Origin of the sequence: Gemmatimonas sp. (genome assembly GCF_046594945.1) — a bacterium.
Taxonomy (GTDB): domain Bacteria; phylum Gemmatimonadota; class Gemmatimonadetes; order Gemmatimonadales; family Gemmatimonadaceae; genus Gemmatimonas.
The window spans coordinates 21,579-31,122 of sequence record NZ_JBKJRB010000002.1; the positions used below are offsets into that span (position 1 = coordinate 21,579).

The window sequence follows — 9,544 nt, forward strand, 5'->3', positions numbered from 1 at the left end:
GATTCACTCGCTGCCGCGATTGAACTGCAACGCATGCAATCGGGCATACGCACCGTTGCGCGCGAGCAGGTCGGCATGCGGTCCCTGCTCCACCAGCTGTCCACGTTCGAGCACCAGAATACGATCGGCGTGCTGAATCGTGGCCAGTCGGTGCGCGATCACGAAAACCGTGCGTCCCTCGAGCAACCGATCGATCGCTTCTTGCACCAGCCGCTCGCTCTCCACGTCGAGTGCCGACGTCGCTTCGTCGAGAATCAGGATCGGCGGATCGGACAACAGCGCCCGCGCGATGGCCAGTCGCTGGCGCTGTCCACCAGACAGTCGCGAGCCACGCTCACCGAGATTCGTGTCCCATCCCTCCGGGAGCTCCTGAATGAACGACATCGCGTTGGCGGCCCGTGCCGCGGCATCGAGCTGCGACTGTGTGACCTGGGTGCGACCGAAGGCGACATTGGCACGCACCGTGTCGTTGAACAGCACCGTGTCCTGACTCACGATGCCGGTCAACGCGCGCAGGGCATCGAGCGTGATGTCGCGCAGGTCAATGCCGTCGAGCGTAATGCGGCCGCTGGTGGGCTCGAGGAAGCGCGGCAGCAGGTCGATCAACGTAGACTTTCCGGCGCCGCTCGCGCCCACCAACGCGATCACCTCGCCCGTGCTGGCGGAAAACGACACATCGGACAGCGCCGGTGCATCGTGGCCGTACGCAAACGTGACGTGATCGAACTCGAGCGATGTGACAAAGGTGGGCGCCGTGATCGTGCCGCGATCGGCCGCCGTTTCTGTCGGCGAGTCGAGCACCTCGAAAATGCGTTCGGCGCTGGCCAGCGACTGTTGGGCCGCCGCCGGTACCTGCGAAAGCTGCTTGAGCGGCTGCAGCAATCGCATCACCCAGATCAGGAACGTGACCAGCAGTGCCCCGTCCAACGACTTCTCGACCAGCACCAGGCGCGCGCCGAACCAGAGTATGGCGACGGCCATGACGGCGCCGAGCGTTTCGGTCACCGGGCCCGACATCAGCGCGAGTCGACCGATGCGCACATACCCCTTGGCGAACGCGGCATTCCGCGTCACGAAACGCTGCTCTTCGCGAACTTCCGCGCCATACGACTTGATGAGACGGATGCCGCTCACCACTTCCTGCACCATGCTGGTGATTTCACCCTGCTCGTTGCCCATGCGGCGATGCCCCTTGCGCAGTTTTCTGAGCACGGGCTGCAACGACAGCACGGTGAGGGGCACCACCACCAACGAGGCCAACGACAGCTTCCACGACACGGCGAACATAATCGCGATCGTCGAGACCACCTGTGCCGTGCTCCAGATGGAGCGGGTGACCAGTTCCGTCACCACGGCCTTGGCGTTGGTCGTGTCGGTGAGCATACGCGAGATCACCTGTCCCACTTTATTGGCCGTGAACCAGCTCATCGGCAGTCGTAGCAGGTGCGCATACAGCGCATCGCGCAGATCGCGCACCACGAACTCCTGCAGCTGCGCACCGATCTGTCCACTTAGCCACACCAACACATTCTTGAGCGTGACCGCCAGCAACACCAGCACGATGACATTGCGCAACGATCCCATCTGGTCGGACGGATCGAGCAGGAAGCCGATCGTGGTGCCGAGAATGGCCGACACGACTTTGTTGCCCGGAATGAGCTGCGGCTGCTCGAAGAGCGCGTTCAGAAACGGGATCAACAGCGTGAACGAGAAGACGTCGAACACGGCCGCCAGCAGGTTGAGCGACACCACACCCACCAGCTTCGTGCGGTGGGGGCGCACGAAGCCCCACAACCGTCCCCACAGTCCCCGCGCCGCGCTCATCGCTTGGGCGTGAGCAGCGCCACGGGCAGGATGCACTCCTCGGGCGTGACACCCCCGTGCAGAAACGATCCGCGGTACCGACTCTGGTATTCGCGCAGTTTGGTGGGATACACGAAGAAGGTGTCGCCCGCCGCCATCAGCGTATTGTTGCCGGGTCCGCGATGCGGCAGACGCAGATCGTCGGGGTTGGTGAACAACAACGCCTGCTCGGGACGTTCGGCGCGGAGATCCTCGCCGAACTTGTAGCGGAGGTTGGCGGTGGCGTCGCGCTTCGCAAACACCGTTGCCGGTGAGTTGCAATGCAGCGCGCCGTGATCGCTGGTAATGATCACGGAGATATTCCGACGCGAGGCTTCTTGGAGCAGCGTGAACAGGGACGAACGCTCGAACCACTGCTTGGTGATAGCACGTAAGGCGATTTCGTCCCTCGCGACCTCGAACAGAATCATCGATTCGCTGCGACCGTGCGTGAGCATATCCACGAAGTTGAACACGAAGGCGTGGATACCTTCACCAGCGATCGCGCCCGGCAAGTGGCGTTCGAGATCGTCCGAGTCGGCGGTGGTCGTGATTTTATGATAGCGTACGGGTGCCTGAACCTTCAGCTCCGCGAGATGCGCCACCAGCAGATCACGCTCGTGCATGTTGAGCGTTTCGTCGTCCTTCTCGCCCCACCAGTCGGGAAAGCGCGCGGCGATCTCGCCCGGGAACAGTCCGCTGAAGAGTGCATTGCGCGCATAGGGCGTGGCGGTCGGCAGGATCGAATAGTAGTGCGTGGTCTCCACGTCGTACAACGGCGCCAGGAGCGGCTCGAGCACACGCCACTGATCCACGCGCAGGCAATCGATCACCACGAAAATCGCCTTGCGATCGCGCGCCAGCACCGGCAGCACGAACTCGGTCACGACATCGACCGAGAGGGGCGGCCGGTCGCCTTCGAGCTCACGCAGCCAGCGCGGATATTCGGTGCGCATGAACGTGGCGAACTCGCGATGCATGTCGGGATAGAGCCCGCGCAACGACTCGTGCAGCCCGAGTTCGCCGGCATCGGCAAGATCGACGTCCCACTGCATGAGCTCCGCGAAGCGCTCGACCCACCCACGCCAATCGAGCCCGGCGTAGCGCTCCGACTCAATGGCGCGAAACCGTTCCACGAACGCGCGAGCCAGCGCCTGCGAACGAATGAGCGGACCTTCGAGGATCCGCGTGATGACCGTAAGCACCTGACGCGGCGTGACCGGCTTCACGAGGTAGTCGCGAATGTTCGCGCCAATCGCTTCTTTGAGCGTCGCGTCCTCTTCGCTCTTGGTGACCATCACGACGGGCATGGCCGGCAGCATCTCGCGAATGTCCTTGTAGGCATCCAGCCCGCGGGTGCCGGGCATCTGCTCATCGAGCAGCACCAGGTCGTACGGGCGCCGTCGCAGGAGTTCGAGCGCGTCATCGGCGTTGGTCGCCGTTTCGACGTGATAGCCCTTATCTCCGAGCAGGAGTCGGTGCGGCTCGAGAAGCTCCGCTTCGTCGTCCACCCACAGAATCGTTTTTGCCATCAGCGCCATACTCGTAAGGTACCTGAGCAGCAGGACCACGGTCCAGCGGCGCCGTCCACGCGGCGCCCGCACGCTGCCCACACGGCGCCCACACGGCGCCCACACGGCGCCCGCACGCTGCCCACACGGCGCCCACACGGCGGCGTGCGGCGTCCGCCCCGCACCGGACGCAACGCGACGCGTTACATTCGACCTGTGCACGCTGAATCCCTTCCGTACGCGCTCGAGCCGCTCCGCTTTCCCTTCCCTGCCCTCGCGTCGCTCGCCGGACGCCTGCCGTTGGGTGGGGGACGTGAAGTCGCACTGGCCGCGCTCATGACCGCCCGGCTCGCGCAGGGCGTGATGACTGGCGACGCCCTCCATCTCGGCGAACGGGTTACCCGCGCCGCGGCCGCCAAGGTGTGGCTCGCCTCGCTGGCGCTGCCCGCGACCACGCGCGTGCCGTTCGCCCGCGGCGTCGAATCAACCACCGGGACGGCGCTTCAGGTGGCCGGTGCGATCCGCAGTCTCGTCGCGGCCGCCGGCACGCACCTCGACGGCGCGTCGGTGCAGGAGCTCGAGAAACTCGCTCGCCAGCTCGCTGGATCATGACGCACCCCACCGACATCTCGCCGCTCACCCGGGTCGTCGCTCGGCTCGACCGGGCCAGCCTCGGTGATGTCGACCCGGGTATCGTTCCCACCCGGTTTCCCTCGATCGACCGAGCCGTGGGCGGTGGCTTCCGCCGCGGTGACCTGATCGTCGTCGGGGGTGACGACAGCGCCGGCTGCTCGGCCCTTGCGCTCGCCATCGCACTCCGCGTATCGCCCCGTGCGCTCTTGCTCACGGGAGAAATGCACGCCGAGCGCGCGTACGAACGCGCGCTCGCGATGGGAGCGAAAGTGTCGCTCGAATCGCTACGCCTGGGCGCGGTAACGGAGGAAGAGCGTGCCAAGCTCGCCACGGCAGCGGTCACGTTGCGCGACCGCGCGCCGGTGATCGAGACGATCACGTCGGGTACGCTGGCCGCGATCGATCACGCGGTGGAAGCGACGCCTGATGCATCCCTGGTGCTGGTCGATCCGCTGGAGTGCCTCCTGGATCGTGACTCCGGACGCGACGAAGCACTGAGCTTCGCGGTACTCTCGCTCAAGCGACTCGCGCTGCGACGGAAGGTGGCGCTCCTACTCACGACCCACCTTCCTCAGCTCGACCGCCTTCGACACGATCGGCGCCCTCGCCTCATGGATTTCGGACTTGGCGGCGCGATCGGGACCCATGCCGATCTCGTGATGGGCTTGTATCGCGAGGAGCTGTACGAAGCCGATCTCGGCGTTTCGGGCGCGGCCGAGCTGCTGCTGCTCAAGAATCGGGATGGGGCGAAGGGATACGTCGATCTGTATTTCGACAGCCGGTACAGCCGATTCGAGGACGTGTTGGAAGCGTAGGGAGTAGGGAGTAGGGGTAGGGGGTTCTCAGCTCTGAGGTGTTTTCACACGGCTCACCCTCGCCGCATTATTTTCCTCGGCATCAGGTTCGATGTAACCCATCCGCATCAACGGGGCAGGGCGATGGCAGGACATAGCAAATGGAAAACGATCAAGCGCGCGAAGGCCGCGACCGACAACAAGCGCGGCGCCCTCTTCACGCGGCTGATTCGTGAAATCACCATGGCCGCCAAGCTTGGCGGTGGCGATCCGGGCGGCAATCCGCGATTGCGCACCGCCATCGACAACGCGAAGGCGGTGTCGATGCCAAAGGACAACATCGACCGCGCCATCAAGAAGGGCACCGGCGAACTCGAAGGCGTGGATTACGTCGAGGTGCTGTACGAAGCCTATGGTCCGGGCGGCGTCGCCATCATGATTCAGGCCGTCACCGACAATCCCACGCGCACGGTGGCCGATGTTCGCCACAAGCTCTCGCGCAACCACGGCAACATGGGATCGAGCAATTCCGTGGCCTATCTCTTCGAGCGGAAGGGACAGATGTCGGTGCGCACCGAGGGCGTGCACGAGGATACGCTCATGGAGGCCGCGCTCGAGGCGGGCGCCGATGATGTCGTACGTGACGATTCCGAGTTCACGATCACGACCGAGCCCGGCGCTCTGCACGCGACGAAAGAAGGACTCGAGTCGAAGAAGTACACGGTGGCCGACGCAGAACTCGCGTGGGTGCCCAAAAGCACCGTCAAGGTGGAAGGCCAGGCCGCGGAACAGCTCATGAAGCTGCTCGAAGCGCTCGAAGAGCTCGACGACGTGCAAAAGGTCGACGCGAACTTTGAGATGGACGACGACGCCATGGCCGAGGCGTGATCCCGTCGCTGGTGCTCGGGATCGATCCGGGCACCGCCGTCACGGGGTACGGTGTGGTCGCCTTCGATGGCCGCATCGCCACGCTGGTGGAGTGCGGCGTCATCCGCACGACCGCGAAAGACCCGCTCCCACATCGACTGCTGGAGATTCACGACGGCATCGAAGAAGTGATCGCGCGCCACCGCCCCGACACGATGTCGGTCGAAGACGTGTTCTACGCCAAGAACGTCCGCACGACGATCGTCCTCGGTCACGCGCGCGGCGTAATCCTGCTGGCTGCGCAGCAGGCCGCGCTCACGATCTGTGAATATCCGCCGGCCGAAATCAAGAAGGCGATCACCGGCACGGGCGCCGCGACGAAGGAACAGGTGCAATTCATGGTGGCGCGCCTGCTGCGTCTGAAGTCGGCGCCACAGCCCGCCGACGCCGCCGACGGGGTTGCGGCGGCATTGTGCGCCTGCCTCCTGTCATCGCGACCGACGCTCCCTGAGCTGCCGCCGATGCGAATTCCCCTCTCCAAGCTCGTGAAATGATCGCACTGATATCCGGCACCCTCGTTCATCGCGAACTCGATCGCGTGGAGATTCTGACATCGGGCGGCGTAGGCTACGAGTGCCTCATTCCGCTCTCGGTGTTCGAGTCACTACCGAAGGAAGGGGCCACCGTCACGCTGCACACGCACCTTGCCGTGCGCGAGGACGCGTGGCACTTGTACGGCTTCTCCGATCGTTACGACCGGGCGGTCTTCCAGCGGTTGCTGGTGGCCAAAGGCGTCGGACCCGCGCTCGCACTCGGCATCCTGTCGTCGCTCACGCCGGAGCGCGTGGTGCGCGCGTTGCGCGAAAAGGATATCACAACCCTCATGCGCGTACCGCGCGTGGGGCGAAAAAAGGCCGAGCAGATTATTCTCGACTTGGCCGACAAGATGGACACCATGGGCAACGCACCTACGGCCGTCGGCACTGCCGCCAGTCCGGTAAACGACGACGCCATTCGCGCGCTCGTCGCGCTGGGCTACAACCAGCTGGAAGCCGATCGCGCCGTACGCGCCGTGATGGACGGAGGCGGTGGGGATGTCGGGACGGTGGTGCGGGCAGCGCTTGCTCGGTTGACGGCGAAGTAAGGGGTCGGGAGTACGGAGTCGGGAGACCCCGTACTCCGTACTCCGTACTCCGTACTCCGTACTCCGTACCCCGTACCCCGTACCCCGTACCCCGTACCCCGTACCCCGTACTCCCTACGTAGCCGTTATCGTCTATACGACGACGCATCCCTCGACGGCTTCCCACAGCTCGGGATCGTGATCAGCTGCCCCGCGCGTCCACCGGGAATCGGATCGACCAGCACGCGGGAGCTCTTCTCGGCGTCTTCGCTGGCGAGGTACACGAACATCGCGGTCAGCGTCGCATTGTGCTTCAGATCATCGACAATGATCTTGTCGAACGAATCGCGATTGGTGTGCCACGTGCTGTTGCTGTAGTCCCAGTTGAGGGCACCGAGACCGACGGCCGGTGCGCCCCAGCAGCGGAATGACGCGTCGTCCGATCCGGCGCCGATGCCCGACGGGCCTGCGAGTCGGATGTACTGCGTGAGCTGCCACGGCATCTGGCCCATGTACTGCGCGAGACGCGGTCCATTCTCCGGATGCAACCCCGGCCCTGTGCTCACCACGCGACCGGTGCCGTTGTCCTGATTGAACGCGAACTGCAGTCCCTTCACGACCTCGGGATGATCGGCCGTGAACGAGCCGGAGCCGTTCAAGCCCTGCTCCTCCCCGCTCCAGTGACCGACCAGAATCGTCCGCGACGGCTTCGGATATACTGTCTGCAGAATGCGCAGCGCTTCCATCATCGTGATCGAGCCGGTCGCGTTGTCGGTCGCGCCCGAGTGACCCTCCCAGCTATCGAAGTGCGCCGAGAGCACTACGTATTCGTCGGGTTTCGTGGCACCCTTGATCTCGGCGATCACGTTGAACACCGGCTTTTCGCCAAGCGCCTCCGACTCCGCCATCAGACGCACCTTCGGACCCTGTTTGTTCTGCGCGAGTCGGAACAACATGCCATAGTCTTCGCAACCCACATCGAACGTAGGAAGCGCCGCGTTGCGCGGTGATCCGAAGATCTTGTTCACGCCCGGATACTGCGAGAAGTTCGACTCGAACACCGCCAGCGCACCGGCCGCCTTCAGGTCGCTGTAGAACGTCGGCACGCGCTGCGTCACGCCCTGATACGTGGCCGACAGATCTCGCTGCATCGAGTCGAGCGATGCCTGCGTGCTCGCCATCGCGAACTCCGCGAGCTGCGAGGCCGGACGGCAGGTGAGACGCGGCGCCGATGCCAGCACGACCTTGCCCTTCACACTCGGCAACCACGCCGTGAATTCTTCGGGCGACTGATACGGCTTCACAACCACGACGTCACCGTCGGCCCACTTGCCGGACGTGTTGCCGCTCCATGACAGCATGTTGACTTCGAGCGCCTTCACACGCGGCGCCGTGAGCTGCGCGAACGCGGCACCACGCTTCCACGAGTTCCAGGTGCCGTACTGTTCCTTGCGCGCCGACACGCCGAACTGTTTGTATTTTGCCAGCAGCCAATCCTGCGCGCGGTTCATGTTGGGAGAGCCCGTGAGGCGCGGGCCGATCGAATCGAGCAGCTGCTGCGCCAACGTGCCGGCCTGCGAACGCTGCATTCCTTCGTCCCAGAGCTGCAAAATCACGGGGTCGGTAGGCGCGTCCTTCCGGACATACGACGGCGCCGGATCGACCGGCAGTGCCTGAATGTTCTTGGCCACCGGTGCCGGGCCGCGGCCCGGCTGCGCGCCGACCGATGTCGTAGCGGACACCGTCGCGGCAAACAGCAACGCAAAAACCGGGTATGAGCGCATGAGAAGTTCTGGTGTACGGTGAGAAGATGCTGGTGAGCGGTACGTCAGGCCCGCGGACTCAATCCGTCTACGAGCGACGTGCGGTATGCCTTCCACGCCGGCACGAAGCCGATCACGAGGCCGGCACCCATGACAACAGCGAGGTACGTCCACTCCGTGGCGCGAAGCGGATGTAATGCAAGGTGCAGACCGAACCGTTGTTCGATCGGCCCCTGCGCCACGAACAAGCCGACATACACGGCGGCCACGCCGATAACGCAGCCCAGAAGTGCGAGCACTCCACTCTCGAGCACGAGCAGCGAGATGATCATGCGCGGACCGGCGCCGACCGCACGGAGAATTGCCATCTCGCGACGACGCGCCTCGAGCGATGAATAGAGCGCCACGAGCATTCCGGTTAAACCGATCGCCACCGCAAAAATCGCGATCACCCGCAAACCGACTTCGGCGCTGCCGATGTTCTGCCACAGTTCGCCGAGCGCCACACCGGGAATGACCGCCGTGAGCGGCTCCAGCAGATCAGTGTTCATCTCGCGCTGCAGCATCAGTGCTTCGAACCGGTTCTTGGTCCCGACAAAGAACGCCGTGATTTGATCGTCACCGTGATCGTGCGCCGGCGCGGTCGCCACGCGGTCGCTGTCTACCGACGTGGCCGGCTTGTCAGACGCTGCCCTCCGTACCGCCGCCGCCGCCTGCTTCACCTCAGGCATCGCGCTCGGCGGCGGCTCCGCCCCCGGCATCACCAGCGGCATACCCGGCGGCATACCCGGCGGCATACCCGGCGGCGGCTCCGCCCCCGGCATCACCAGCGGCGTGCCCGCAGGCGGTGCCATCGCCGCCGCCCGCGCCCTATTCGCCGCCACAATCGCCGCCGCCCGAGCGCCTTTCGCGCGTTGTTTCGCGGCCGCCGAAGGCGCCGCCTGCGCCAGCCTCGGGGGCCGCCGAGCCGTCGCCGGCCGGGGTCATGCCCGAGCCGCCGCCGGCCGGGGT

Annotated in this window: 9 protein-coding genes; 5 read left to right on the forward strand and 4 right to left on the reverse strand. The window is 64.9% G+C overall.

Going from position 1 to position 9,544, the window contains the following annotated elements:
* Positions 1-3 precede the first annotated feature (3 nt).
* Both ACLL97_RS00235 and ACLL97_RS00240 read right to left on the reverse strand, forming a co-directional pair.
* Positions 4-1,824 (reverse strand): ABC transporter ATP-binding protein, encoded by a 1,821-nt coding sequence (locus ACLL97_RS00235; RefSeq protein WP_411278458.1) that lies wholly within the window; start codon positions 1,822-1,824, stop codon positions 4-6.
* Entirely contained in the window at positions 1,821-3,374 is a 1,554-nt protein-coding gene (locus ACLL97_RS00240; RefSeq protein ID WP_411278459.1) for a response regulator, read from the reverse strand. The genes ACLL97_RS00235 and ACLL97_RS00240 overlap by 4 nt, the downstream gene beginning before the upstream one ends.
* A gap of 195 nt (positions 3,375-3,569) precedes the next feature.
* On the opposite strand from ACLL97_RS00240, the gene ACLL97_RS00245 reads away from it, so the two are divergent.
* The 5 genes from ACLL97_RS00245 (at position 3,570) to ruvA (ending at position 6,791) form a co-directional block, all read left to right on the forward strand.
* Positions 3,570-3,965 (forward strand): hypothetical protein, encoded by a 396-nt coding sequence (locus ACLL97_RS00245; RefSeq protein ID WP_411278460.1) that lies wholly within the window; start codon positions 3,570-3,572, stop codon positions 3,963-3,965.
* Positions 3,962-4,801, forward strand: a complete 840-nt coding sequence (locus tag ACLL97_RS00250) for a DnaB-like helicase C-terminal domain-containing protein (RefSeq protein ID WP_411278461.1) — start codon at positions 3,962-3,964, stop codon at positions 4,799-4,801. The genes ACLL97_RS00245 and ACLL97_RS00250 overlap by 4 nt, the downstream gene beginning before the upstream one ends.
* A gap of 123 nt (positions 4,802-4,924) precedes the next feature.
* Entirely contained in the window at positions 4,925-5,668 is a 744-nt protein-coding gene (locus tag ACLL97_RS00255) for a YebC/PmpR family DNA-binding transcriptional regulator (protein WP_411278462.1), read from the forward strand.
* Positions 5,665-6,201, forward strand: a complete 537-nt coding sequence (gene ruvC, locus ACLL97_RS00260; protein ID WP_411278463.1) for a crossover junction endodeoxyribonuclease RuvC — start codon at positions 5,665-5,667, stop codon at positions 6,199-6,201. Before ACLL97_RS00255 ends, ruvC begins: the two co-directional genes overlap by 4 nt.
* The gene (ruvA, locus tag ACLL97_RS00265) at positions 6,198-6,791 is read left to right on the forward strand and encodes a Holliday junction branch migration protein RuvA (RefSeq protein WP_411278464.1); all 594 of its coding nucleotides are present in this window, start codon (positions 6,198-6,200) and stop codon (positions 6,789-6,791) included. The genes ruvC and ruvA overlap by 4 nt, the downstream gene beginning before the upstream one ends.
* Positions 6,792-6,916: 125 nt before the next feature.
* Here ruvA and ACLL97_RS00270 read toward each other — a convergent pair whose 3' ends face one another.
* Both ACLL97_RS00270 and ACLL97_RS00275 read right to left on the reverse strand, forming a co-directional pair.
* The gene (locus ACLL97_RS00270) at positions 6,917-8,554 is read right to left on the reverse strand and encodes a M28 family peptidase (protein ID WP_411278465.1); all 1,638 of its coding nucleotides are present in this window, start codon (positions 8,552-8,554) and stop codon (positions 6,917-6,919) included.
* A gap of 44 nt (positions 8,555-8,598) precedes the next feature.
* Positions 8,599-9,387, reverse strand: a complete 789-nt coding sequence (locus ACLL97_RS00275; protein WP_411278466.1) for an ABC transporter permease — start codon at positions 9,385-9,387, stop codon at positions 8,599-8,601.
* Positions 9,388-9,544 lie beyond the last annotated feature (157 nt).